Genomic DNA, 24,312 nt, shown 5'->3' with positions numbered 1-24,312 from the left:
GGTCTCCCGGCGCGCGGAACACTAGGATTGTCCCACCGCGTCGTCTGACGAGCGGGCCTCGGATCCCCGTGGTCCCCTTTGCCGGTTTCCCGGCGGACACAACGACAGCCTCCGGCCCTCCGCGGTCGTCGGTACGGCCCGACCGGTTCGGGCAGCACATCACACGCCCCTCAACAGCGGAGCCAAGGAAGAGCATGAGCGAGACCCCGTCCAGTCCCCCGTCCCCTGACGAAGAGCCGGGGCAGCAGTACCCGCCGCAGCAGGATCCCGGCCAGGCGCGGCAGCCTCAGCAGCCGCAGCCCGGGTACGGCCAGCAGCAGGGACAGCCTGGCCAACCGCAGGCTCAGCCGCAGCAACCCCAGCCGGGGCAGCAGCCCGGACAGCAGCCGTACGGCCAGCCGCAGCAGCCCGGGTACGGCCAGCCCAGCGGCGCACAGCCCGGGTACGGACAGCAGCCCCAGCCCGGCCAACAGCAGTACGGGCAGCAGAGCGGCGCTCAGCCCGCGTGGGGCCAGCCCTCGGGCGGTCAGCCCCAGCAGCAGCCGCAGCAGCCCTATGGTCAGCCCAGCGGCGCACAGCCGGGGTACGGACAGCAGCCGGGACAGCCCCAGCCCGGTTACGGACAGCAGCCGGGACAGCCCCAGCCCGGTTACGGTCAGCAGTACGGACAGCAGCCCCAGCCCGGCCAGCAGCAGTACGGCCAGCCGGCGCAGGCCCAACAGCCGCAGTTCGGCCAGCCCGGGGCCTACGGACAGCCCGGCGGTGCGCAGGCCGGTTTCGGCCAACAGCCGCAGCCGCAGGCTCCGGGTGGCGGCAACGACATTCTGGTCGCGATGCTGGCCCACCTGTCCGGCTTCGTCATCGCCTGCCTGGGCTGGATCCCGCCGCTGGCGATCTACTTCGCCAAGCGGAACCAGTCACAGTTCGTCCGCCACCACGCGTCAGAAGCGGCGAACTTCCAGATCACCATGCTCATCCCGTACGTGTTCGCGGGCGTGGCCTTCTTCGGTCTGGGTATCTTCTTCCCCAACCTCTCCTGGATCGGTTACCTGCTCATCGCCCTCGTATGGATCCTTTCCATCGTCTTCGGCGTCATAGGAGCATCAGGAGCGAACAAGGGAGCGTGGTACCGCTATCCGGCGAGTATCCGGCTCCTGAAGTAGAACCGAGTCCCCCGAAACCGAGGAATCGTCATGTCCTATCAGAACAACCCGAACCCGGATGATCCCTACGACCGGGGCGGCCAGCAGCCCGACCAGGGTCCGTCCGGCGGATACCCGTCCCCGGCCGACCCGCATCAGGGCGGTTACCCCGGCCAGGGCGGCTACGGGCAGCCCCAACCCGGTCAGCCCGGCGGTTACGGTGTTCCTCACGGTCAGGGCGGTTACCCCGGGCAGCCCGGCGGCTACGCTCCCGGCCCCGGCTTCGGCGACTCCTCCGCGGTCACGGGGCAGCCGAACCAGGACGAGCGGACGATGGGTCTGCTCAGCCACCTGAGCGGCATCCTCTTCAGCGTCCTCGGGCCTCTGGTCCTGTACCTGATCAAGAAGGACGAGTCGCCGTTCGTCCGCGACCAGACCGCGCAGGCGCTGAACTTCCAGATCCTGCTGCTGATCGGCTACCTGATCTCGATGGTGCTGTACGTCATCCTCATCGGCGCGCTCCTCCAGTTGGCGTTCTGGGTGTGCGCGATCGTCTTCGGCATCATGGGAGCGATGGCTGCCAACAAGGGCGAGTGGTACCGCTACCCGTTCAACGTCAGCTGGGTCAAGTAGCACCGATCCCCGCGATCGACACCGAAGGGGTCCGGCATCGCGCCGGGCCCCTTCGTCGCGTCAGTCCTCCCGGTGCTTCCCGCCCGGGACGGCTCGGGGGGTCTCAGGTGAGGTCGCGGACCACGGCGTCGGCGAGCAGCCGCCCCCGCCGGGTCAGCGCCGCGCGGCCATCGGCGTGCGCCCGCGCGTCCAGGAGCCCTTCGCCGACCAGGCGTTCGGCCGCGGACAGCCCGTGGGCGTCCAGCAGGTCCAGCGGGCAGCCGCCGTCCACCCGCAGTTCGAGCAGGACGCGTTCGAAGCGGCGTTCGGCCTCGGTGAGGACCTCCCGGGCCTGGGCCGGGCTGTCCCCCGCGGCCAGGCGGGCGGCGTAGGCGGCCGGGTGCTTGACGTTCCACCAGCGGGTTCCGCCCACGTGGCTGTGCGCGCCCGGGCCGACCCCCCACCAGTGGCCGCCGGTCCAGTAGAGCATGTTGTGCGCGCTGCGGCCCTCGGTGCTGCGGGCCCAGTTGGACACCTCGTAGGGGGTGTACCCGGCCCCGGCCAGGGCCTCGTCGGCCATGAGGTAGCGGTCGGCCATGGCGTCGTCGTCGGGTTCGGTGAGTTCGCCCCGCCGGACGCGTGCGGCCAGCCGGGTGCCGTCCTCGACGATCAGGGAGTAGGCGGAGACGTGGTCGGGTCCGGCACCGATCGCGGCTTCCAGGGAGGCCGCCCAGTCCTGGTCGCTCTCCCCCGGGGTGCCGTAGATGAGGTCGAGGTTGACGTGCTCGAAACCGGCCTCGCGCGCCCAGGCCACGCACTTTTCGGGGCGTCCCGGGGTGTGGCCGCGCTCCAGGATCCTGAGCACGTGCGGCTGGGCGCTCTGCATGCCGAAGGAGACCCGGGTGAACCCGGCCGCGCGCAGGCGGGCGAGGTAGTCGGGGTCGACGGTCTCGGGGTTGGCCTCGGTGGTGATCTCGGCGTCGGGGGTGAGCCCGAAGCGCTCGCGGATCTCACCGAGAACGCGGCCGAGGTCCTCGGGTGACAGCAGTGTGGGTGTACCGCCGCCGACGAAGACGGTGCTGACGCGGGGACGGTCGCCGGTCAGGACCCGGTCGGCCAGTGCGACCTCGGCCGCGGCCTGCTCCGCGTAGGTCTCGCGGGAGGCGGTGGCGGTGCCGTCGCGGGAGAGGAGTTCGTCGGCGGTGTAGGTGTTGAAGTCGCAGTAGCCGCAGCGGGTGACGCAGAAGGGCACGTGGACGTAGAACCCGAGCGGGCGCTCCCCGATCTGGGCGAGCGAGGGTTCGGGAAGTTCCCCGGTCCGGGGCACGGGTTCGCCGTCGAGGGCTACGGATGGCATGTCTCCAGTGTCGCCGACCCCGCGCTGTGCCCTGGCACGGGTGGCAGAAGGTCGCGGCCCGGTTCGGCTAAGGACCGCTCTGAGGGGTGCGTGCGCGCAGCGCGCGCCCAGTGCTCGTACGTGCGGGTTCCGGGGCTCAGCGGCCCTGGGCGGCTTCCTGGGGGTCGCGGCGCGGCGGGGCGGGGCTGTTCACGCGGGCCTCGGGGGTGACCGGTCCGGGCACGGAGACGGCGGGGGCGACCGGGGCGGCTGCGGTGGAGCCGCGTACGACCAGTTCGGGGTCGAAGACGTACTCGGCGTGGGAGACGGGGTGTCCGGCGATCTCGTCGCACAGGGCGCGGGCGGCGGCCATGGCCATGGCGTTGACCGGCTGGCGGACGGTGGTCAGCGGCGGGTCGGTGAAGGCGATGAGCTGGGAGTCGTCGTAACCGACCACGGAGAAGTCCTGGGGGACGCGCAGGCCGCGCTGGCGGGCCGCGCGAATGGCGCCCAGCGCCATGATGTCGGAGCCGCAGACCATCGCGGTGACGCCGCGTTCGATGAGGCGGACAGCGGCGGCGTGGCCGCCCTCCACGCCGAACAGGGAGAGTTCGACGAGGCCGTCTCCGTCCAGGCCGTGCTCGGCCAGCGCCTGGTGGAAGCCCTCCAGCTTGCGGCGGACCGGGACGTAGCGTTCGGGGCCGCTGGTGAAGCCGATACGGGTGTGGCCGAGGGCGGCCAGGTGGTTGACGGCCAGGCGTCCGGCCTCGCGGTCGTCGGCGGAGATGAAGGCCGCGGGGATGGACTCGGTGTAGCCGTTGACGAGCACGATCGGCAGGCGGCGGGAGACCAGGGTCTGGTAGCGCTCGTGCGAGGCCGTGGTGTCGGCGTGCTTGCCGGAGACGAAGAGGATGCCGGAGACGTTGCGCTCCAGGAGGAGTTCCACGTACTCGTCTTCGGATATCCCGCCCGGGGTCTGGGTGCACAGCACCGGGGTGTACCCGCGCTGGGCCAGTGCTCCCTCCGCCGCCTGGGCGAACATCGGGAAGACCGGGTTGTCGAGTTCGGGGATCACCATGCCGACCAGTCCGGCGGAGCGCTGCCGCAGTCGGGCGGGGCGCTCGTATCCGAGCACGTCGAGCGCGGTCAGGACGGCTTTGCGGGTGTCGCTGCCGACGCCGGGCTTGTCATTGAGCACCCGCGAGACGGTTGCCTCGCTGACGCCTGCGTGCCGCGCTATGTCGGCAAGTCGTGGACCCATGCGGACAACTCTAGTCGAGATTACCGTCACAGGGACGAAAGTTGGCGGTAATCTTGCGCAAGAACTTGCAGACGCGACCCGGAAGGACCCCCGCAGATGAAGCACCAGTCGCACTGGTGGCGCGAGGCCGCCATCTACCAGATCTACGTGCGCAGCTTCGCCGACTCCAACGGGGACGGGGAGGGCGACCTGGCGGGCATCCGTGAACGCCTCCCGCACCTGGCCGAGCTCGGCGTGGACGCGATCTGGCTCACCCCCTTCTACGTCTCGCCGCTGGCCGACGGCGGTTACGACGTCGCCGACTACCGCGACGTCGACCCCCGCTTCGGCACCCTGGAGGACTTCGACGCCCTCCTGGCGACCGCCCACGAGCTGGGCATCCGGATGATCATCGACGTGGTCCCCAACCACTCCTCCTCCGCGCACCGCTGGTTCCGCGAGGCCGTGGCGGCCGAGCCGGGCAGTGCCGCCCGTGCCCGGTACATCTTCCGGGACGGCAGGGGTGAGGGCGGCGACGAGCCGCCCAACAACTGGAAATCGATCTTCGGCGGCCCGGCCTGGACCCGCCTCAAGACCGAGGACGGCACCCCCGAGCAGTGGTACCTGCACCTGTTCGACGCCGAGCAGCCCGACTTCGACTGGACCAACCAGGAGGTGCACGACGAGTTCGACGACGTCCTGCGCTTCTGGCTGGACCGGGGCGTGGACGGGTTCCGGATCGACGTGGCGCACGGCATGGTCAAGGACCCGGCCCTGCCCGACATCGACCCCGACGCCAAGGCCGATCTGCTCGACGGCAGCACCTCGCTGCCCTACTTCGACCAGGACGGCGTGCACGAGATCTACCGCCGCTGGTCGCGCATCGCCGCCGAGTACCCGGGCGACCGGACGATGGTGGCCGAGGCCTGGGTGGAGGACGCCGAGCGGGTGGCGCGCTACCTGCGCCCGGACGAGCTGCATCAGGCGTTCAACTTCGAGTACCTCACCGCGCCGTGGGACGCCGCGCGACTGCGTGAGGTGATCGACGGTTCGCTGGCCGCCAACGGCGCCGTGGGCGCGACCACCACGTGGGTGCTGTCCAACCACGACGTCACCCGGCACGTGACCCGCTTCGGCGGCGGCGAGCAGGGGCTGCGCCGGGCGCGTGCGGCCACCCTGCTGATGCTGGGCCTGCCCGGTTCGGTCTACCTCTACCAGGGCGAGGAGCTGGGCCTGCCCGAGGTCACCGACCTGCCCGAGGAGTCCCTCCAGGACCCCACGTGGGAGCGCTCGGGCCGCACCGAGCGCGGCCGCGACGGCTGCCGCGTACCGCTGCCGTGGGAGGGTCAGGCCGCACCGTTCGGCTTCGGCCCCGAGGGCACCACGCCGTGGCTGCCGGTGCCCGAGGCGTGGGCGGGCCTGGCGCGCTCCGCCCAGCGCGGGGTTCGGGGTTCGACGCTGGAGCTGTACACCACCGCGCTCGGTCTGCGCCGCGAGCTGGACGCCCTGGGCGACGGCTCGATGAGCTGGCTCGACTCTCCCGAGGGCGTTCTGTACTTCGAGCGCGAGCCGGGTGTGCGGGTCGCGGTGAACCTGACCGACGCGGCGGTCGAGCTGTCCGCCTCCGGTGAGGTCCTGGTGGCCAGCGGCCCGGGCGCCGAGCTGTCCGGTGGCACGCTGTCGCTGCCCGCCGAGACCTCGGTGTGGCTGCGCGCCTGATCCGGCGCTGATTTCCGGGTGCCGGACGACCCACCCGCCGTCCGGCACCCGCACCCGTCTGCGCGTTCCCGCTCAGGCGCACGCGCACGCCTGAGCCCGCGCCTACGCGCGGCTCCTCTTCTTCACCCCTTCGCCTGCCCCTCCTCCCTTTTCCCCTTCATCCGCGGGGCACCCTCCCGCCCGTTAGCCCGGGCCCCGCCAGTCACCCCTGGAGACCGCCATGAGGTCACGACTTTCCCTGTGTTCGGCGGGTCTGGTGCTCGCCCTGACCGCCTGCTCCGCCGCCGACGAGGTCGACGAGTACTCGTCGATTCCGCTGACCATCTGGGCCGACGAGGACCGCGCCCAGGCCATGCGGACCTTCGCCGAGGCCTTCGCCCGCGACGCCAACCGCCCGGTGGAGGTGATCGTCGTGGACCACGAGGAGCTGCGCGCCAGCTTCCTGAGCTCGCACGCCACCGGACTGGGCCCGGACCTGCTCGTGGGACCGCACGACTGGACCGGTGAGCTGGCCGCCGCCGGGGCGATCGTGCCGGTCGGACTGGAGTCCGGGGACGCCGACCTGTTCTCGCCCGGTGCCGTGGACGCGGTCAGCTACGAGGGCGAGGTCTACGGAGTTCCCTACGCCACCGAGAACCTGGCGCTGTTCCGCAACACGGACCTGGCCCCGGAGGCACCGACCTCGCTGGAGGACATGCTGGAGACCGGCACGGACCTGGTGGACTCGGGTTCGGTCAGCCAGGCGCTGAGCATTCAGGTGGGCGTTGAGGGCGACGCCTACCACATCCACCCCTTCTTCACCTCGGCTGGCGGTTACCTGTTCGGCGAGGACGCCTCGGGCGACCCCGATCCCACGGACCTGGGTGTGGCCGCTCCGGAGTCGATCGCCGCCTTCGAGCTGCTGGCCGAGCTCGGGGAGGAGGGTTCAGGGGTGCTGAACCGGTCCACCGACTCGGCCAACGCGACCTCCCTGTTCACCTCCGGGCAGGCTCCGTTCCTGGTCAGTGGCCCGTGGAGCGTGGCCTCGGCCCAGGAGGAGGGCGTACCGTTCGCGGTGGACCCGGTGCCCTCGTTCGCTGAGGGGGCCAAGGCCCGTCCGCTGATCGGTGTGCAGGCGTTCTACGTGGCTTCCGGGGCCAGCGACCCGGATCTCGGGCAGAGCCTGGCCCAGGCGATCCTGGACGACCCCGAGCTCTCGGTGATCCTGCACGAGGCGGACCCGCGAGTGCCCGCCCTGGACGAGGCGTTGCAGATGGTGACCGACCAGGACCCGAACCTGGAGGCCTTCCAGCGTGCGGGCGAGGGTGGGCTGCCGATGCCCGCGATCCCCGAGATGGAACTGGTCTGGAGCCCGTTCTCGCAGGCCAGCGCGGACATCATCGGTGGCGCGGACCCCGCCGAGGCGTTGGCCGAGGCCGAGCGGTTGATCGTCGAGGGCTTCGGAGAGTAGCTCCGCGGCCGGGGCGAGGGTCAAACGACCACGTTTTTCTCACCCAGAGCGACGATGAAGGCACCCTTCGGGAGGAAACACCTTTCCGTTTCCGGGGTGTTTCCACATCTTTATCCACAGCGACTGCAAAGCCTTTCAAAGGCTGCAAGTTATTGCTAACGTCACATCACCAAGCATGCCCGCAACGGACCCGGTTCCGCCGGTGGACCGCATGCTCAGCACCTCCGATCAGTCCTCCCGGAAGGAAGACACCATGAGATCCCGCAGCGCGTCAGCGGTCGCCGGTATCGCCGCGATCGCCCTTATGGCGACAGCGTGCAACAGCGACGACTCGGACGGAGGCGACGAGGGCACCGCAGAGGGCACGCTCGTCATCTGGTCCGACCCCGAGCGCGCCGACGCCATCCAGGGCGCGGCCGCCGAGTTCGCCGAGGCCAACGGCATCGAGGTGGACGTCCAGGGCCTGGCCTTCGACGACATCCAGGGCGACCTGCTCAACGCCCACCAGGCCGGTAACGCGCCCGACATCTTCATCGGCGCGCACGACTGGACCGGCAACCTGGTCCGCAACGGCGCCGTCACCCCGGTCGAACTGACCGGCGACCAGGCCGGCGGCGTGGACGAGACCGCCATCGAGGCGCTCTCCTTCGACGGACAGCTCTTCGGTGTCCCGTACTCGCAGGAGAACATCTTCCTGATGCGCAACACGGACCTGGCCCCGGACGCCCCGGAGACGTTCGAGGAGCTCGTCGAGGTCGGCACCGGGCTCAAGGACGCGGGCGACACCAGCGAGGTCCTGGCCATGGCCGTGGGCCAGGAGGGCGAGCCCTTCCGGATGAACGCGCTGTTCACCTCCGCGGGCGGCTACCTGTTCGGCCAGGACGACACCGGCACCTGGGACCCCTCGGACCTGGGCGTGGGCTCGGACGAGTCCATCGCGGCCATGGAGAAGATCGCCGAGTACGGCGAGGACGGCGAGGGGGTGCTGCGCCGCTCCATCGACACCGAGAACGACGCCAACCTCTTCTACGAGGAGGAGGCGCCCTTCTTCATCGCCGGTCCGTGGAACATCGGTGACGCCAACGAGGCGGGCATCGACTTCGAGATCAGCCCGATCCCGGGCTTCGAGGGCGAGAACCCGGCCAGCCCCTACATCGGCTACCAGGCGTTCTTCGTCACCGAGGGCAGCGCCAACAGCGCCCTGGCCCAGGAGTTCGTGACCAACTACGTCACCTCCACCGACTTCATCCTCAGCCTCTACGAGGCCGACCCGCGTACCCCGGTGCAGACCGAGGCCCTGGAGTCCGTCTCGGCCGACGACCCCAACATCGCGGCGATCGCCGAGGCCGGTGCCGAGGGCATGCCGATGCCGTCCATCCCCGAGATGGGTGAGACCTGGGAGCCGCTGGGCCAGGCCCAGGCCCAGGCCATCGCGGGCAACGACGTCCGCGAGGCCATGGAGGCCGCCCACAACACCATCGCCGAGCAGATCGGCGAGTAGTGGTGGCCTCCTCCAGCCCCGACAGCGCGGGCGCCCCCTCCCAGGGGGCGCCCGCCCGTCCACCGCTGCCCGGGGGGCGGTTCGCCGCCAACGGGTCGATCGTCGGGCAACTCGTCAAGATCGCTCTGCTCAGCCTGTTCACCGCCCTGGGCGTGTGGGCGGTCCTGCCGCTGTACGTGGCCGGGAACTGGTGGGGCATCGGCCTGGTCGTCGCGGTGGTCGGCCTGGTCTACTACGTCTACCTGTCCAAGCGCACCGTCCCGGCGAAGTACCTCGTACCGGGTGTGGTCTTCCTCCTGGCCTTCCAGATCATCCCGGTGCTCTACACGATGAGCACCTCGGTCACCAACCTCAGTGACGGCCACCGGGGCGACAAGGACCGGGCGATCGCCGCCATCGAGGCGTTCTCGGTCACCCGCGACCCCGACTCCCCCGAATACGTCCTCACCGTGGCCACCACCGGCGACCCCGACACCGGCGAGCTGGTCTTCCTGCTCACCGACTCCGAGGGCAACGCCTACGCGGGCACCGACGAGGGGCTGAGCGAGCTCCGCGGCGCCGACGTCGACCAGGCGGGGAAGGTGACCGACGCGTTCGGGTACACGCTCCTTTCCCCCGCCGAGGTGAACGCGCGCAGCGACGAACTCCAGGAGTTCGCGGTCCCCACCCGGGACGGCGCCGGGATCCGCTCCAGCGGCCTGTCCAGCGCTTTCGAGGGCAGTGCCATCCGGGTCTACGACGAGGCCTGCGACTGCGTCACCGACACCGAGACCGGCGAGGTCTACACGGCCGACAACGACCGCGGCGCCTTCTACAACGAGGACGGACAGCGGCTGGCCCAGGGCTGGCAGGTCAACGTCGGGCTCGACAACTTCGCCCGCTTCCTGCTCAACCCGACCTTCGCCAGCTCGTTCTTCGGCATCCTGCTGTGGAACATCACCTTCGCGGTGGCCGTCACCGGTCTGGTCTTCGTGGTGGGCCTGGCGGTCGCCATGACCCTGCACGTGCCCAGGATGCGCGGCAAGACCTTCTACCGCGTCCTGGTGATCCTGCCGTACGCCATGAGCTCGCTGGCCATGTACCTGCTGTGGCGGGACATGTTCAACACCGACTTCGGGCTGTTCAACCGGATGCTCGGACTCCAGGTCGACTGGTTGGGCGACGTGTGGACCGCGCGCGCCGCGGTCATCCTCACCAACGTGTGGCTCGGCTACCCGTACATGTTCCTGGTGGCCACCGGTGCCCTGCAGGCCATCCCGCGTGAGCTGGGCCAGGCCGCGCAGATCGACGGCGCGGGACCCTGGCAGTCCTTCCGGCACGTCAGCCTGCCGCTGCTGATGGTCGCCATGACCCCGATCCTCATCGCCACGTTCGCGTTCAACTTCAACAACTTCAACGCGGTGTGGCTGATCACCAGGGGCGGCCCCTTCTCACCGGACAACCCCACGGCCGGCGGCACGGACCTGCTCATCACCTACACCTACCGGCTGGCCTTCAGCGAGGCCACGGCCCAGTACGGGTACGCGGCGGCGCTGTCGGTGATGATCTTCCTGATCGTCTCGGTGATCTCCATCGTCAGTCTGAGCCGGAGCAAGGCACTCAAGGAGGTGGACCGATGACGGCTACCGTTCCTGACGCGGTGCGCACGCCCTACCGGCGCAGCGGCGCCACCCGGTTCGCGCTGTGGGCACAGCGCCTGGGCTGGCGGCACGCGGTCATGTGGGTGGTCGCGGCCTTCGCGGTCTTCCCCGTGCTGTTCGTGGTCTCGGCCGCGCTCAACCCGGTCGGCACCCTGAGCAGCTCACAGTTGTGGCCGACCGGAGCGAGCCTGGCCAACGCCCAGGACCTGTTCCAGAACACGCCGTTCACCACCTGGTACGCGAACTCGCTGTTCTTCGCGCTCACCAACGCGGTGGTGACGGTGATGCTCTCGGCCCTGGCCGCCTACGCATTCAGCCGGATGCGGTTCAAGGGTCGGCGGGTGGGCCTGATCGGCCTGCTCATCATCCAGATGTTCCCGCAGTTCCTGGCGATCGTGGCGATCTACCTGATGTTCTCCAACATCGGGGAGCTCTACCCGGCGATCGGCTTCGACACCCGCTGGGGTCTGCTGCTGGTCTACCTGGGCGGTGCGCTGAGCATCAACACGTGGCTGATGAAGGGCTTCTTCGACACCGTGCCGAAGGAGCTGGACGAGTCCGCGCAGATCGACGGTGCCACGCACGCGCAGGTGTTCTTCCGGATCATGCTCCCGCTGGTGACCCCGGTACTGGCGATCGTGGCACTGCTGGTGTTCATCGCCACCATCAACGAGTTCCTGATGGCGAGCGTGTTCCTGCGGGACACCGACGCCAAGACGTTGGGGCTGGGGCTCTACCAACTGGTGGCCTCGCAGCGCAACGCCAACTTCGGGATGTTCGCGGTGGGCGCCATCATGCTGTCCCTGCCGACGCTGATCGTGTTCTGGTTCCTCCAGCGCTACATCAGCGACGGCCTGACCGCCGGAGCGGTCAAGGGCTAGGTCCGGCGGATACACGAGGGCACAGGCGAGGAGGGGCGCTCCCCGTAGGGGGGCGCCCCTCCTTCGTCACGTAGCGGCCCTGCTGGGGTCCGGGTGGCGGTGTGCCCGCCGGGCCGGACGCGACTACTACTTCTTCTTCTTGTCCTCGGCACCGCTGGTGTCGGTGGACAGCGCGGAGATGAAGGCCTCCTGGGGCACCTCGACCCGGCCGACCATCTTCATCCGCTTCTTGCCCTCCTTCTGCTTCTCCAGCAGCTTGCGCTTACGGCTGATGTCACCGCCGTAGCACTTGGAGAGCACGTCCTTGCGGATGGCGCGGATGTTCTCACGGGCGATGACACGGGCACCGATGGCGGCCTGGATGGGCACCTCGAACTGCTGCCGCGGGATGAGCTCGCGCAGCTTCTTGGTCATCTCGACGCCGTAGGGGTAGGCCTTCTCCTTGTGGACGATCGCGGAGAACGCGTCGACCGCCTCGCCCTGGAGGAGGATGTCGACCTTGACCAGGTCGGCCTGCAGCTCGCCGATGGGCTCGTAGTCCAGGGAGGCGTACCCCTTGGTCCGGGACTTGAGGGCGTCGAAGAAGTCGAAGACGATCTCCGCCATGGGGAGCGTGTACCGCATCTCCACGCGGTCCTCGGACAGGTAGTCCATGCCCTGGAGCTCGCCGCGGCGCTCCTGGCACAGCTCCATGATCTGGCCGATGTGGTCGGAGGGGCTGAGCACGGTGGCCTTGACCATCGGCTCGTAGATCGCGGCGATCTTGCCGGTGGGGAACTCGCTGGGGTTGGTCACCACGTGCTCGGCGCCGTCCTCCATGTCCACGCGGTAGATCACGTTGGGCGCGGTGGAGATGAGGTCGAGGTTGAACTCGCGCTCCAGGCGCGCTCGGGTGATCTCCAGGTGGAGCAGGCCGAGGAAGCCGCAGCGGAAACCGAAGCCCAGGGCGGCCGAGGTCTCCGGCTCGAAGGCCAGGGCGGCGTCGTTGAGCTGGAGCTTCTCCAGGGCGTCGCGCAGCACCGGGTAGTCGGTGCCCTCGATCGGGTACAGGCCCGAGAACACCATCGGCTTGGGTTCCTGGTAGCCGCCGAGCATCTCCGTGGCGGGCTTGTTCAGGGTGGTGATGGTGTCACCGACCTTGGACTGGCGCACGTCCTTCACACCGGTGATGACGTAGCCGACCTCGCCCACGCCCAAGCCCTGGCTCTTGGTCGGCTCGGGCGAGCTGACCCCGATCTCCAGGATCTCGTGGGAGGCCTTGGTGGACATCATCTGGATGCGCTCACGCGGGCTGAGCTTGCCGTCGATGACCCGCACGTAGGTGACCACACCGCGGTAGGTGTCGTAGACCGAGTCGAAGATCATCGCGCGGGCCGGGGCGTCGGCCTCACCGACCGGCGCGGGGATCTGGTTGACGATCTCGTTGAGGAGCTCCTCGACGCCCTCACCGGTCTTGGCGCTGACCCTGAGCACGTCGGAGGGCTCGCAGCCGATGATCCCGGCGATCTCCTCGGCGTACTTCTCGGGCTGGGCCGCGGGAAGGTCGATCTTGTTCAGGACCGGGATGATCGTGAGGTCGTTGTCCAGCGCCATGTAGAGGTTGGCGAGGGTCTGCGCCTCGATGCCCTGCGCGGCGTCGACCAGCAGGACCGCGCCCTCACAGGCGGCCAGGGAACGCGACACCTCGTAGGTGAAGTCGACGTGGCCGGGGGTGTCGATGAGGTCCAGCGTGTACGTCTGGTCGTCCAACGCGGTGAACGGGATGCGCACCGCCTGCGACTTGATCGTGATGCCGCGCTCGCGCTCGATGTCCATCCGGTCCAGGTACTGGGCGCGCATCTGGCGGTCCTCGACGACCCCGGTGATCTGGAGCATCCGGTCGGCCAGCGTCGACTTGCCATGGTCGATGTGCGCGATGATGCAGAAGTTGCGGATCAGCGCGGGATCGGTCCAGTTCGGCTGTGCCACCGTGCTCCGTTCACAGGGTTGGGTCCGGGTCGTGTGCGCCGAGGTGGCGCCGCTGCGCCTGAGGTGGCGCCGCCCCGCCGCGGAAGGTGGTGGGACCACCACCGACGCACGGCATCTTTCATCATCCCACGGCGCCGGTGCCGTCCTCACCGGATGGGGCCGGGACGGATGCGGCAGTATGGGCGCGAGCGCGGGACCTGTGTCCAGATTATGCGACCTGGGACCGGGAACGGGCGACGCGGGCAGCCGGACGGAACGGGTGCACGGCAAGGCGGATACCGGACGGGAACGGGTGGCGTACGGGTGAAGTGGCTTCTGAAGCGGTTGCTGGCCGGTGTGGCGGCGGTCCTGGTGGTGCTGGTGGGCGCGGGCGCGCTGCTGTCCTACCAGTACTCCGGAACCCCCGAGGAGTGGGCCGCCTCGCAGGGGGCGGACGCGGCGTGGGTGGGTTCGTGGGAGGACACCGAGGCGCTGGAGGAGCTGCTGGGCACCGGCGCGGTGAGCACTCTGTACGTGTACGCGGGCGAGGTGGACGCGCAGGGCGCCGTGGAGCGGGTTCCGGAGACCGACGCGCTGCTGTCGTGGTTGGACGCGCGTTTCCCCGAGGTGTCGGCGCTGGCCTGGCTGCGGCACGTGGAGTCGGGTTCGTCGCTGATCCGGGACCGTTTCGACGCCGAGGCCCGCGAGAGGATGGCCGCCCAGGCGGCCGGGGTCGCGGCCGACGGGTTCGCCGGGGTGCACCTGGAGGTCCGCCCGGTGACGGTGAACGACCCCTCCCTGCCCGCGCTCGTGGAACTGGTCCGGGAGGAACTGGGCGAGGACCGGGTCCTGTCGGTGCGGGCCCAGCACGTGGAGCTGATGCCGGGCGGCCGGGTTCCGTCCTTCATCGCGGGCGGCGAGGAGAAGTACTGGTCCAAGGGGTACCTGGAGCGGGTGGGCGAGCACGCGGACGAGATCGTGCTGCCCGGGGTGGGCGCGAAGATGCCCACGGCGGGCCTGTACGGCGGGTTCATGGTGCGTCAGGTGACCGAGTCGGTGACGGCACTGCGCAACCACGAGGACGTGACGGTGCGGTTCGGGGTGCCGACCTACGACAGTGAGCGGTGGGGGCCGACGGCCGACAACGAGACGGCGCTGACCGCGCTCGCCGCCGTCCGGTTGGGCCTGACCCAGGCCGAGGAGGTCCCCGAGACGATGACCGTGGGTGTGTCCCTCTACCTGGTGGACGAGGCCGGGGACGGGGACCTGACCGCCTTCCGCACCGCGTGGCTCAACCCGCTGGAACAGAGCGGCTGACCGCCGGAGCGGTGGGGCTGCCCCGGCAGGCACCGGATGGTGTGGTGCGGCCGCGGAGTCCCAAGCAGTCCGCCGGGTACGGCATAATAAGAAGTCCGTGTCTCGGAAATCCACGTTCGGTTAAGAGCCCTGTGGACTCACACACACCCTGCGTCGGCGCCCACGCAGGCCTCTCATGGAACGGCTGCCCGTGAGATGAGCCGCCTATTCGCCAGACGCGATGATCACAGTAACTGGAGCACGTTTTCGCATGGCGAACATCAAGTCGCAGAAGAAGCGCATCAAGCAGAACGAGAAGGCTCGTATCCGCAACCAGGCGGTGCGCTCTTCCCTGAAGACTGCCATCCGTAAGTTCCGCGAGGCTGCCGAGGCCGGGAACGTCGAGCAGGCCACCATCGCGCAGCGCGAGGCCGCTCGCGCCCTGGACAAGGCCAGCAGCAAGGGCGTCATCCACCAGAACCAGGCCGCGAACCGCAAGAGCGCGATCGCCAAGCGCCTGGACGCGCTTCAGTCCGCCTAAGGACGACAAGCACAAGGCTTCCCGAAGGGCCCGGTCCACCAGGACCGGGCCCTTCGCCGTTTCCGGCCCCCGCGCCGGGCCCCGGGGCCGGGACCGAGAGTCGTCCACAGGCATCTGCCCCGCCGCTGGCGCGCCGACCCTCGGCCTGCTTTGCCCGGCACCGGGGGGCGTCCGCTCCCCCAGCCCCGGCGTGTCCACCACACCCGATGGGCTCCCGGTCCGCCCGGCGGAAGTTATCCACAGATGGAAAACGGCTGCTGACAGGGCGTTGCCCGCTGCCTAGCGTTGGATTCATGACCGTTTCGCGTCGGTCACGGCGCAAACCTCCACAGTCAGATCCCGAGGAACGACTCCGCGCGCTCGGCCTGGACGCCTCCCCCACCGCCCGGCGGCTGCGCGCCCGAATCCCCCGTGCTTCCACCGAAACCTCCCCCGAGGAAGCCGTCCCGAGCGCGCCCTACGCGATCGGGGAGGCCACCACCCCCTACCGGCCCGGACCTGCGAGGCCCACCCCCGCCGAGCTGTGGTCAGCCACGCCCGAACCGCGCGGCCCAGCCGCCCGAGGGGGCCAAGGGGATACGGAGGGCCCGGAGGAGGCGCCCACCGTCCGCCTGCGGCTGGACCGCCGCGCCCGTCGCCCCAGCCCCCGAACCCCGCCGGCGCAAAGCCCCTGGCGGGAACCTCCCCCGCGAGGGGAACCCCAGGACGGCTGGGCCCCGGCCGGTGAAGCGCCCCGAAGCGACACCCACGCGAAGGAGCCCTCCTCCACCAGCCCGGACGCCAACGGCGAACGCGAAACGACACCCCCGGCGCAGGTCCGCGGAGAGGGGCCGGGGCACCTCAGCCGGGTAACCCGCGCAGACCGCGACAAGCACCCCGCTTCGGTCAGCTGGAACGGCGACAGCGGGCACGGCCCGGCGGACCCTCCGGAGCAGGAACAGCAGAACGGTCCGAGGCCCCGCAGCGGCGGGGGAACTCGCGACGGCCGTGGGGGGCGGCCCTCCTCTGACGGCCGGAGCGAGGGCAGCGGGCCTGAGCCGCCTTCGGCGGAAGAGCCCGAGGGACCGTCGGGCGGGCGGCATCGGCGGCGTCCGGAGGCGGCGCGACCGCCTTCGGGATACACGGAGCTGGACCCCGACGCCCCCGGTACCGTGCTGGACCGGGTGGCCGAGCGGTGGGGCCCCCAGGCCTCGCTGTCCCGGCGGGCGGTGGCGGCCCTGCTGGTGCTCGGGCTGATCGCGGTGGCGGGTGCCTTCCTGGTGCTGCGCGAGCGGCCGGGCGAGGTGACGGTGCCCGAACTGGTCAACCAGTCCGCCGCTGCGGGGCAGGGCCAGGGCGATCATGCCTCGACCGTCCCGGACGGAGCCGGGCAGGCTCCCGGGAGCGAGGGAGGAGGGCCGGACGCGGCGCCGAGCGGGGACGTGGTGGTGCACGTGGGCGGGGAGGTGGCCGAGCCGGGGATCTACACGATGCCCGCGGGTTCCCGGGTGGCCGACGCGGTGGAGGAGGCCGGCGGGCCGCTGCCCGACGCCGACCTGGACCTGGTGAACCTGGCCCGGACCCTGAACGACGGTGAGCGGATCCTGGTGGGCGTCCCCCAGGCGGAAGGGGAAGCGGGAGCGGGCCCGGAGGGGAGCGGATCGCTGGTCAACCTCAACCAGGCCGGGCAGGCGGAGTTGGAAACCCTGCCCGGGATCGGGGAGAAGAAGGCCCAGAAGATCATCAGGCACCGGGAATCCCTCGGTGGCTCGTTCGGCAGCGTGGAGGACCTGCTCGGGGTCGACGGGATCGCGGAGAAGACGTTCAGCAGCCTCGAACCCCTCGTGACGGTGGGGTGAGGCCCGTGGTGACCTGGTTGGGCACCGACGCGCACGGCCTGGACCGACCGCCGGACCTGAGGTTGTTCCTGCCCGCCGTGGCGGCCTGGTCGGCCGCCCTGGGTGCGCTCGCCGCCCCGCCCTGGCTGGCCTGGCTGTGCGCGGGGGTGCTGGGATGTGCCGCCCTGGCGGTGTTCACGGCGATCCGCCTGCCCTGGGAGGCCCCCGCGCTGACCCTGGTGGCGACCTTGCTGTGCGGCGCCACGGTGGCGGCGGTGGCCGGCGCGCACGTGCACGGGACGGCGTCGAGCGCGGCGGTGAGCGCCGTGGAGCGAGGCGGGGAGGCGGCCTTCCGGGCGGTGGTGACCACTGATCCGCGTTCCCGGGCGGGCATGCCGCGCCCGGGCCGGGCCGAGTGGGTGGTGTCCGCGCGCACGGAGTGGGTGCGGGTGGACGGACGGGAGCACGTCTCACGGGCGCCGGTGGTGGTACTGGCCTCCGGGCCGGGCTGGGCCGACCTGCTGCCCGGCCAGTCCTTCGAGGCACACGGAGCCTTCCTGGCCGCGGACGGGGACCGGCTGACCGCCGCCCTGGTCCCGGTGCGGGGCCCGCCGGAGGGGGTCACCGAGCCGGGGCGGCTCCAGGGGTTCGCCGGAGGTGTGCGCGACGGCCTGCGTGGGGCCGCGGCGGAGCTGCCCCAGCCCGAGCGGGGGCTGTTACCCGCGCTGATCGTCGGTGACGTGTCGGCGCTGCCGGAGCGCACCGCCGAGGACTTCCGGGCCACCGGGATGACGCATCTGCTGACCGTCAGCGGGGCCAACCTGGCGATCCTGACCGGTTTCGTGCTCGGGGTGGCGCGTTGGACGCGCGCGCCGACCTGGTGCTCGGTGCTGGGCGGTGCCCTGATGATCTGGATCTTCGTCCTGGTCTGCCGACCTGAGCCGAGCGTGGTGCGGGCGGCGTTCATGGGGTCGCTGGGCCTGCTGGCGTTGGCCACCGGACGGACGCAGGCGGGGATGGGAGCACTGTGCGCCACGGTGGTCGGGGTGCTGTTCGCGGCACCCGGGCTGGCCGCCTCCTACGGTTTCGCGCTGTCGGTGCTGGCCACGGCGGGCATCCTCGTGCTCGTGCCGGGCTGGACCCGGGCGTGGTCGGCGCGGTGGCCCAGACCGGTGGCCGAGGCCTTCGCGGTCGCGGTGGCCGCGCACGTGGCGGTCGCGCCGGTCCTGGTGCTGCTGTCCGGGGAGGTGTCCTGGGTGACGGTTCCGGCCAACGTACTGGCCGCGCCGGTGGTGGCGGTGGTGACCGTGGCGGGGTCGGCGCTGGCGGCGCTGGCCTCGGTCTGGCCGGACGCCGCGGCGCTCCTGGTGCACCTGCCGGGGTTGGGGGTGTCCTGGCTCGCCCTGGTGGCCGAGACCGGGGCGCGGGTCCCCTACGGTGCGGTGCCCTGGCGCTCGGACGTGGCGGGCGGGCTGTTGCTGGCCGCGGTCGTGGTGGTGCTGCTGCTGACCAGAGGGCTGACCCGGCGGGTGATCGCCGCCGTGATGGTGGCGGTGCTGGTCCTGGGGTTGGCCGCCCGCTGTGTCCCGGGCGGCTGGCCGCCCGCCGGGTGGGCGCTGGTCGCCTGCGACGTGGGACAGGGGGACGCGTTCGTGCTGTCCTCCGCCAGGGGTGAGGCGGTGGTGTTCGACACCGGGGACGACCCGGAGCTGGTGGACGGCTGCCTGGAGCGGCTGGGGGTGCGCGCGGTTCCGCTGCTGGTGCTCAGCCACGACCACGCCGACCACGTCGACGGCACACCCGGGGTACTGCGCCACCGGCGGGTGTCGGCGGCGCTGGCCCCGGCGGGGTTCGAGGAGAGCGCGGTTGGCCTTCTGCTCGCCAAGGAGGGGGTGGCGCTGACCGCGGCCGAGAGCGGGCAGCACCTCCGGGTGGGACCGTGGCTGCTGCGGGTGCTCTGGCCGGATCCGGAGTTCGTCGGGTCGCTCAACGACACCTCGGTGGTGATCCGCGCCGAGGGGCCGGAGATGTCGGTGCTGCTGACCGGAGACATCGAGGAGGAAGCGCAGGGAAGGCTCGTGCGCGGACCGGAGGCCGAGCTGCTCGCCGTGACGGTGCTGACCACGCCCCACCACGGCGCGGGCACCCAGGATCCGGCCTTCCTCAGCGCGACCCGGGCGCAGGTGTCTGTGACCTCGGTGGGCAGAGACAACTCCTACGGCCACCCGGCCCCGTTCACGCTGGGCGTGCTGGAGCGGGTGGCCCAGGTGAACGCGCGCACCGACCTCGACGGAGACATCGCTGTCTTGGGCGGCCCGGTCCGAGTGGCCGCCCGGGGCCCGGACCCGGACCACTGACCGAGGCAGGAGGCCTGGCGAGCGCGCACATGGACGATGGAGTTGGAGGGACACAGGCCGCGGAGATCCCGGCGGCCGCAGGCGGGTGCACGGGGCCGGGCGAGCGGCGGTGGGGGTCGGGGCCGGGAACGGGGTGATTCGGGGCGGGGTCCGGGTTTTGGGCACCGGCTGGTCGGTGGGGCGTGGCATGCTCGTTGTATGCCTGCACCCGCCCTCATCACGCTCATCGTCGGCGACGAGGAGCTCCTCGTCGACCGGGCCGTGGCCGCCGTCGTCGCCTCGGCTCGTGAGGCCGACCCCGAGGTGGACGTCCACGACCTCGTGCCCTCCCAGGTGGGCCTGTCCACCCTGGTGGAGGTCACTTCCCCCTCGCTGTTCGGCGACCGCCGGGTGGTCGTGCTCCGTTCCGCTCAGGACCTGGTCAAGGATCTGGCGGCGACGGTCACCGACTACCTCAAGGCTCCCGCCGACGACGTGTTCATGGTGCTCACCCACGCGGGCGGGGCCAAGGGCAAGGCGCTGCTCCAGGCCGCGGTGAAGGCCGGGGCCCAGCGGGTGGACTGCAAGGGCCCCACGAAGGGACCCGAGCGGGTCGCCTTCGTCAAGGGCGAGTTCTCCTCGGCCGGGCGGCAGATCACCCCTGACGCCGCACAGGCCCTGGTGGACGCGGTCGGCACCGAGCTGCGCGAGATCGCCGCGGCCTGCACGCAGCTGATCGCGGACACCGAGGGCAGGGTGGACGCCGCCGCGGTGGCCCGGTACCACTCAGGCAAGGCGGAGGCCTCCGGGTTCAGCGTGGCCGACCGGGCCGTGGAGGGGCGCCTGCCCGAGGCCCTGGAGCAGCTGCGCTGGTCGCTGGCGGTGGGGACCGCCCCGGTGCTGATCAACAGCGCCCTGGCCGGTGCCGTGCGGGGGATCGCGGTGGCCGCCCAGCCGCCGCGCGGGGTGAGCGAGGCGGACCTGGCCAAGCGCGCCAAGGTGCCGCCGTGGAAGCTGCGCACCCTGCGCCAGCAGGCCCGGGGCTGGAGCGCGGCCGGAGTGACCCGGGCGATGGCGGTGATCGCCGAGACCGACGCGCTGATCAAGGGCGCCGGACGCGACCCCGAGTACGCGCTGGAGCGCGCGGTGATCGAGATCGCCCGCGCCCGCGGCACCCGCTGAACGGGGCCACTGAAGGTGGTCCAGAGCCGGGAACCCGCTGAGGCGACGGGAGCGGCCGCTCCTGGCCGCCCCGGACCGGCTCAGCGGATGGTGCGGCCGCCCTGCCAGACACGGAGGGTGTTCAGGCCCATGGACCAGGCGAAGGCGCCCTCGTGGTCGGCGTCCCACTGGACCAGGTCGGCCAGCATGCCGGGGGCGATCATGCCGCGGTCGTTGAGGGCCAGGGCGTGCGCGCTGCCCGCCGTGGCGGCGTTGAGGGCCTCCTGCACGGTCATCTCGAACATGGAGACGGCCAGGGAGATGACCAGCGGCATGGACGTGGTGCCGGACTGGCCCGGGTTGTGGTCGGTCCCCAGGCCCACGGGGACGCCGTGGTCGAGCAGGGCCCGTACCGGCGGGGTGCGGCGTTCGTGCAGGGCGGTGGCGGGGCAGGCCACGACCGGGGTTCGGGTGGCGGCCAGGGCGAGCAGGTCCTGGTCGTCGGCCTCGTGGACGAGGTCGACCGAGGAGCAGCCCATCTCGGCGGCCATCCGGACGGCCCCGTGCCGGGGCCGGGAGCAGGCGTGCATGGTGGTGCGCAGCCCCACGGACTGGCCCACGCTCAGGAGCATGTGCGCGTCCTCGGTGGTGAACTGCTGGTTGTCGCAGTACACGTCCACGCCGTCGGCTCCGGCCATGGCGGCGTCGCTGAGCCAGGAGGCGGCGGTGGCCACGTACTCCTTGGGGCGGCCGAAGAACTCGGGCGGGACCCCGTGCGCGGGGAAGAAGGTGACGTGCAGGCGCGGCATGCCCGGTTCCTCCTCCAGGGAGCGCAGCAGGCGCACGTCGGCGAGCTCGCCGTCCCGGGTGAGGTGGTAGCCGGTCTTGGCCTCCACGGTGGTGCTGCCGGACAGCACCCAGTGCCGCAGCCGTTCGCGGACCGCGTTGCACAGCGTCCAGGGGTCGGTCCCCCGGGTGATGGTGACGGTCGTGGAGACCCCGCCGCCCGCCGCGAAGATGTCCGCGCGGCTGGCCCCCTTGGCCCACATGTTGACCTCGGCGTAGCGGTCGCCCGCGTAGACGGGGTGGCAGTGGGCGTCGACCAGCCCGGGAGTGACCAGGCCGCCGCCGATGTTGACGACCTCGTCGACGTCGGTGAGGTCCTCCATCACGCCGGGGATGCGCTGGGGCAGTTCGGCGGCGTGGCCGACCCAGGCGATCCGGTCGTTGTCCATCAGGACGGCGGCTTTGGTGAGCAGCTCGTTCCCGGTCCACAGCCGACCGATATTGGTGAGGAGTACTACCGTCATGGGGGTCCGCCCTCGCCGGTCAGTGCCACCGTGGTGTGTACGGGGCAGGGGCGTGGGGTACACGGGCGGACATGGCGACCTCGTATCTGGATGCGCTTCCGACAGGTCCGTGGGCGATTCGGGGTCGCCGCGCGGTGCCGTGACAGTGGGGGTTCGCGTCGGCCGCAGGGGGACCGCGATCACTGTCGGCCAGTGCTCCAAAACCGTAGTCCATCCGCGGACTCCATGTACACCTCCCCGCGGGGACGAATGCGAGCGTTCCGGACTGAAACTCGCAAGCCCGCAGAGTGACGAAGAACACCCGCACCCGCACTGAACTGGCCTTCCCCGTTTACCCCCGTCGGCCTCACTGCCCCGAAAAAACATGAATGTGACGCACGTGCCTTCCCTCGCACATGCATCCCACCGGCCACCTGCCCGTGACAGAGACCTGTTCCGGCGCCGATCAGGGCAGGAAACCGAAGAACACCGCCGAAGTCCGCGCTGAGGGACACACCCCCGCCCAAGCTCCGCGCCTGCCGCACCGCACGCGGACACAGCGCGGCCGGGGCACCCCGCGGGTACCCCGGCCGTGTGGTTCCCAGCCCTCACTCAGGCGTCTGAGCCCTGTTCGGCTAGGCGTTGGTGGGCGTGTACTCGTCGAGCCTGGCGGCGAGCAGCGCGGGGACGAAGGCGTGCAGCGCCGTACCCTCCCCGGTGTGCTCCTCGCTGAGGATGCGCCCTTCCTCGTGCACCTTGGCCACGAGGTCGCCCCGCGAGTACGGGACGAGGGCGTGCACCTCCTTGGCGAGCTCGGGCAGCGCCTCGGCCAGTGCCGTGACCAGTTCGGGGACGCCCTCGCCGGTGCGCGCCGAGACCTCGACCAGGTCGGGGTAGCGGGTGCGCAGCGTCTTGAGCGTGTCCGGGTCGGCGGCGTCGACCTTGTTGACCACGATGAGCTCGGGCACGTCCACGGCCTCGATCTCGGCGAACACCTCGCGGACCGCGCTGATCTGGGACTCGGGATCGGGGTGCGAACCGTCGACCACGTGCAGGATCAGGTCGGAGTCGGCGACCTCCTCCAGGGTGGAGCGGAACGCCTCCACCAGCTGGTGCGGCAGGTGCCGGACGAAGCCGACCGTGTCGCTGAGGGTGAAGCCGCGGCCGTCGGGCGTGCGGGCCTGACGGACCGTCGGGTCCAGGGTGGCGAACAGGGCGTTCTCCACCAGCACCCCGGCTCCGGTGAGTCGGTTGAGCAGGCTGGACTTGCCCGCGTTGGTGTATCCGGCGATCGCCACCGAGGGCACCTCGCGGGTGCGGCGGACGTCCTTCTTGACATCGCGCGCGGTCCGCATGTGAGCGAGCTGGCGGCGCAGCTTCGCCATCTTGTCGTTGATGCGTCGGCGATCGGTCTCGATCTTGGTCTCACCGGGACCGCGCAGGCCCACGCCGCCGCCGGCGCCGCCACCGCCGGAGCCGCCCGCCTGCCGGGACAGGGAGTCACCCCAGCCGCGCAGGCGCGGAAGCAGGTAGTTGAGCTGGGCGAGTTCGACCTGGGCCTTGCCTTCGCTGCTGCTGGCGTGCTGGGCGAAGATGTCGAGGATCAGGGCGGTGCGGTCGACCACCTTGACCTTGACGACGTCCTCCAGCTGGCGCAGCTGGCCCGGGGTGAGCTCACCGTCGCAGATGACGGTGTCCGCGCCGGTGGCCTCGACGATGTCGCGGAGTTCCGCGGCCTTGCCCTTACCGACGTAGGTCGCGGGGTCGGGCTTGGAGCGGCGCTGGGTGAGGCCTTCGAGCACGAGGGCGCCCGCCGTCTCGGCGAGGGCGGCCAGCTCGGTGAGTGAGTTGTCGGCGTCGGTCTGGTTTCCCCTGGTCCAGACGCCGATGAGGACGACGCGCTCCAGGCGCAGTTTCCGGTACTCGACCTCGGTGACGTCGGTGAGTTCGGTGGAAAGGCCCTGGACGCGGCGGAGCGCGTGCCGTTCGGCCAGCTCCATCTCGCCCTGGTCGGGGGCGTTGTTCGGGTCGTCGTAGCGATGACCGCCGTCGGCCGTGGCCTCGCGGGACGCGTCGTTGGCGTGGACCCCGTCCCCGACGGTGTTCGCCTCACGGAATACGTCCTCGTCGTGGGCGTGGTGCCCCGCGTGGTCGCTTCCGTGGGTGTCAGCTGTATTCATATCCCTCCAGGTGGGTCAACGCGTGTGCCGTCGTGGTTCTTCCCGGAGCGGGGACGGCGGCCCGTGCTCTTGATGCTCGCACCTCCGCCCGACCTGGGCATCTGAATTATCGCAGGCAACGTGACGGACACCATGACCCCGCGCGGAGCGTGAGAACCTGGGAGTAGATCAGCAACTGAATAAACGCAAAAGTTCCCACAGAACTTTGGTGTTCTTTCCTTTCA

At 70.9% G+C, this 24,312-nt stretch carries 18 protein-coding genes; 12 read left to right on the top strand and 6 right to left on the bottom strand.

The features are described from left to right. Window positions 1-170: 170 nt before the first annotated feature. A complete protein-coding gene (locus HNR07_RS00890; RefSeq protein ID WP_184360649.1) occupies window positions 171-845 on the bottom strand; it encodes a hypothetical protein in 675 nt (224 codons plus the stop codon). Between HNR07_RS00890 and HNR07_RS00885 the strand changes: the two genes are divergently transcribed. Together HNR07_RS00885 and HNR07_RS00880 are read left to right on the top strand one after the other, a co-directional pair. Beyond that, window positions 834-1,163, top strand: a complete 330-nt coding sequence (locus HNR07_RS00885; protein WP_184360646.1) for a DUF4870 domain-containing protein — start codon at window positions 834-836, stop codon at window positions 1,161-1,163. The genes HNR07_RS00890 and HNR07_RS00885 overlap by 12 nt on opposite strands. A 30-nt stretch (window positions 1,164-1,193) precedes the next feature. After that, on the top strand, window positions 1,194-1,775 hold the full coding sequence (locus HNR07_RS00880; protein ID WP_184360643.1) for a DUF4870 domain-containing protein: 582 nt from the start codon (window positions 1,194-1,196) through the stop codon (window positions 1,773-1,775). Window positions 1,776-1,878: 103 nt separating this feature from the next. Here the strand turns inward: HNR07_RS00880 and hemW are convergent, their stop codons facing one another. Together hemW and HNR07_RS00870 are read right to left on the bottom strand one after the other, a co-directional pair. Continuing rightward, window positions 1,879-3,111, bottom strand: a complete 1,233-nt coding sequence (gene hemW, locus HNR07_RS00875) for a radical SAM family heme chaperone HemW (protein ID WP_184360640.1) — start codon at window positions 3,109-3,111, stop codon at window positions 1,879-1,881. A gap of 136 nt (window positions 3,112-3,247) precedes the next feature. Beyond that, window positions 3,248-4,351, bottom strand: a complete 1,104-nt coding sequence (locus tag HNR07_RS00870) for a LacI family DNA-binding transcriptional regulator (protein ID WP_184360637.1) — start codon at window positions 4,349-4,351, stop codon at window positions 3,248-3,250. A gap of 96 nt (window positions 4,352-4,447) precedes the next feature. On the opposite strand from HNR07_RS00870, the gene HNR07_RS00865 reads away from it, so the two are divergent. From HNR07_RS00865 to HNR07_RS00845, 5 genes are all read left to right on the top strand, one after another. Next, window positions 4,448-6,049, top strand: a complete 1,602-nt coding sequence (locus HNR07_RS00865; protein WP_184360634.1) for a glycoside hydrolase family 13 protein — start codon at window positions 4,448-4,450, stop codon at window positions 6,047-6,049. 220 nt (window positions 6,050-6,269) lie between these two features. Continuing rightward, complete coding sequence (locus HNR07_RS00860; RefSeq protein WP_184360631.1) at window positions 6,270-7,499, top strand: sugar ABC transporter substrate-binding protein; 1,230 nt, start codon at window positions 6,270-6,272, stop codon at window positions 7,497-7,499. A 253-nt stretch (window positions 7,500-7,752) separates the two neighbouring features. Continuing rightward, on the top strand, window positions 7,753-9,000 hold the full coding sequence (locus HNR07_RS00855) for a sugar ABC transporter substrate-binding protein (RefSeq protein WP_184360628.1): 1,248 nt from the start codon (window positions 7,753-7,755) through the stop codon (window positions 8,998-9,000). Further along, a complete protein-coding gene (locus tag HNR07_RS00850) occupies window positions 9,000-10,619 on the top strand; it encodes an ABC transporter permease subunit (protein WP_184360625.1) in 1,620 nt (539 codons plus the stop codon). Before HNR07_RS00855 ends, HNR07_RS00850 begins: the two co-directional genes overlap by 1 nt. Continuing rightward, the gene (locus HNR07_RS00845) at window positions 10,616-11,521 is read left to right on the top strand and encodes a sugar ABC transporter permease (RefSeq protein ID WP_184360621.1); all 906 of its coding nucleotides are present in this window, start codon (window positions 10,616-10,618) and stop codon (window positions 11,519-11,521) included. The genes HNR07_RS00850 and HNR07_RS00845 overlap by 4 nt, the downstream gene beginning before the upstream one ends. A gap of 126 nt (window positions 11,522-11,647) precedes the next feature. Here the strand turns inward: HNR07_RS00845 and lepA are convergent, their stop codons facing one another. After that, complete coding sequence (lepA, locus tag HNR07_RS00840; RefSeq protein ID WP_184360619.1) at window positions 11,648-13,489, bottom strand: translation elongation factor 4; 1,842 nt, start codon at window positions 13,487-13,489, stop codon at window positions 11,648-11,650. A 303-nt stretch (window positions 13,490-13,792) separates the two neighbouring features. On the opposite strand from lepA, the gene HNR07_RS00835 reads away from it, so the two are divergent. The 5 genes from HNR07_RS00835 (at window position 13,793) to holA (ending at window position 20,640) form a co-directional block, all read left to right on the top strand. Continuing rightward, window positions 13,793-14,785 carry a hypothetical protein gene (locus tag HNR07_RS00835; protein WP_184360616.1) on the top strand — a complete coding sequence of 331 codons (993 nt, stop codon included), beginning with the start codon at window positions 13,793-13,795 and terminating at the stop codon, window positions 14,783-14,785. A 250-nt stretch (window positions 14,786-15,035) separates the two neighbouring features. Beyond that, window positions 15,036-15,305 carry a 30S ribosomal protein S20 gene (gene rpsT, locus HNR07_RS00830; RefSeq protein WP_017579588.1) on the top strand — a complete coding sequence of 90 codons (270 nt, stop codon included), beginning with the start codon at window positions 15,036-15,038 and terminating at the stop codon, window positions 15,303-15,305. A gap of 293 nt (window positions 15,306-15,598) precedes the next feature. After that, entirely contained in the window at window positions 15,599-17,143 is a 1,545-nt protein-coding gene (locus HNR07_RS34570) for a ComEA family DNA-binding protein (RefSeq protein ID WP_246420015.1), read from the top strand. Between the two features lie 5 nt (window positions 17,144-17,148). Continuing rightward, window positions 17,149-19,479 carry a ComEC/Rec2 family competence protein gene (locus HNR07_RS00820; RefSeq protein ID WP_184360613.1) on the top strand — a complete coding sequence of 777 codons (2,331 nt, stop codon included), beginning with the start codon at window positions 17,149-17,151 and terminating at the stop codon, window positions 19,477-19,479. A gap of 198 nt (window positions 19,480-19,677) precedes the next feature. Continuing rightward, complete coding sequence (holA, locus tag HNR07_RS00815; protein WP_017579584.1) at window positions 19,678-20,640, top strand: DNA polymerase III subunit delta; 963 nt, start codon at window positions 19,678-19,680, stop codon at window positions 20,638-20,640. An 80-nt stretch (window positions 20,641-20,720) separates the two neighbouring features. On the opposite strand, the gene HNR07_RS00810 is transcribed toward holA, so the two are convergent. Beyond that, complete coding sequence (locus tag HNR07_RS00810) at window positions 20,721-21,929, bottom strand: amidohydrolase family protein (protein ID WP_184360610.1); 1,209 nt, start codon at window positions 21,927-21,929, stop codon at window positions 20,721-20,723. Between the two features lie 614 nt (window positions 21,930-22,543). Next, a complete protein-coding gene (hflX, locus tag HNR07_RS00805) occupies window positions 22,544-24,088 on the bottom strand; it encodes a GTPase HflX (protein ID WP_184360606.1) in 1,545 nt (514 codons plus the stop codon). Window positions 24,089-24,312 lie beyond the last annotated feature (224 nt).

Source organism: Nocardiopsis metallicus, assembly GCF_014201115.1.
Taxonomy (GTDB): Bacteria; Actinomycetota; Actinomycetes; order Streptosporangiales; family Streptosporangiaceae; genus Nocardiopsis; species Nocardiopsis metallicus.
This window is presented reverse-complemented; position numbering and strand designations above follow the sequence as displayed.

Excerpts from the sequence above, each read along its gene's own strand:
- HNR07_RS00885 (WP_184360646.1), top strand. The coding sequence starts at position 834 with ATGCTGGCCCACCTGTCCGGCTTCGTCATCGCCTGCCTGGGCTGGATC.
- HNR07_RS00880 (WP_184360643.1), top strand. The coding sequence starts at position 1,194 with ATGTCCTATCAGAACAACCCGAACCCGGATGATCCCTACGACCGGGGC.
- hemW (WP_184360640.1), bottom strand. The coding sequence starts at position 3,111 with ATGCCATCCGTAGCCCTCGACGGCGAACCCGTGCCCCGGACCGGGGAA.
- HNR07_RS00870 (WP_184360637.1), bottom strand. The coding sequence starts at position 4,351 with ATGGGTCCACGACTTGCCGACATAGCGCGGCACGCAGGCGTCAGCGAG.
- HNR07_RS00865 (WP_184360634.1), top strand. The coding sequence starts at position 4,448 with ATGAAGCACCAGTCGCACTGGTGGCGCGAGGCCGCCATCTACCAGATC.
- HNR07_RS00860 (WP_184360631.1), top strand. The coding sequence starts at position 6,270 with ATGAGGTCACGACTTTCCCTGTGTTCGGCGGGTCTGGTGCTCGCCCTG.
- HNR07_RS00855 (WP_184360628.1), top strand. The coding sequence starts at position 7,753 with ATGAGATCCCGCAGCGCGTCAGCGGTCGCCGGTATCGCCGCGATCGCC.
- HNR07_RS00845 (WP_184360621.1), top strand. The coding sequence starts at position 10,616 with ATGACGGCTACCGTTCCTGACGCGGTGCGCACGCCCTACCGGCGCAGC.
- rpsT (WP_017579588.1), top strand. The coding sequence starts at position 15,036 with ATGGCGAACATCAAGTCGCAGAAGAAGCGCATCAAGCAGAACGAGAAG.
- HNR07_RS34570 (WP_246420015.1), top strand. The coding sequence starts at position 15,599 with ATGACCGTTTCGCGTCGGTCACGGCGCAAACCTCCACAGTCAGATCCC.
- holA (WP_017579584.1), top strand. The coding sequence starts at position 19,678 with ATGCCTGCACCCGCCCTCATCACGCTCATCGTCGGCGACGAGGAGCTC.
- HNR07_RS00810 (WP_184360610.1), bottom strand. The coding sequence starts at position 21,929 with ATGACGGTAGTACTCCTCACCAATATCGGTCGGCTGTGGACCGGGAAC.
- hflX (WP_184360606.1), bottom strand. The coding sequence starts at position 24,088 with ATGAATACAGCTGACACCCACGGAAGCGACCACGCGGGGCACCACGCC.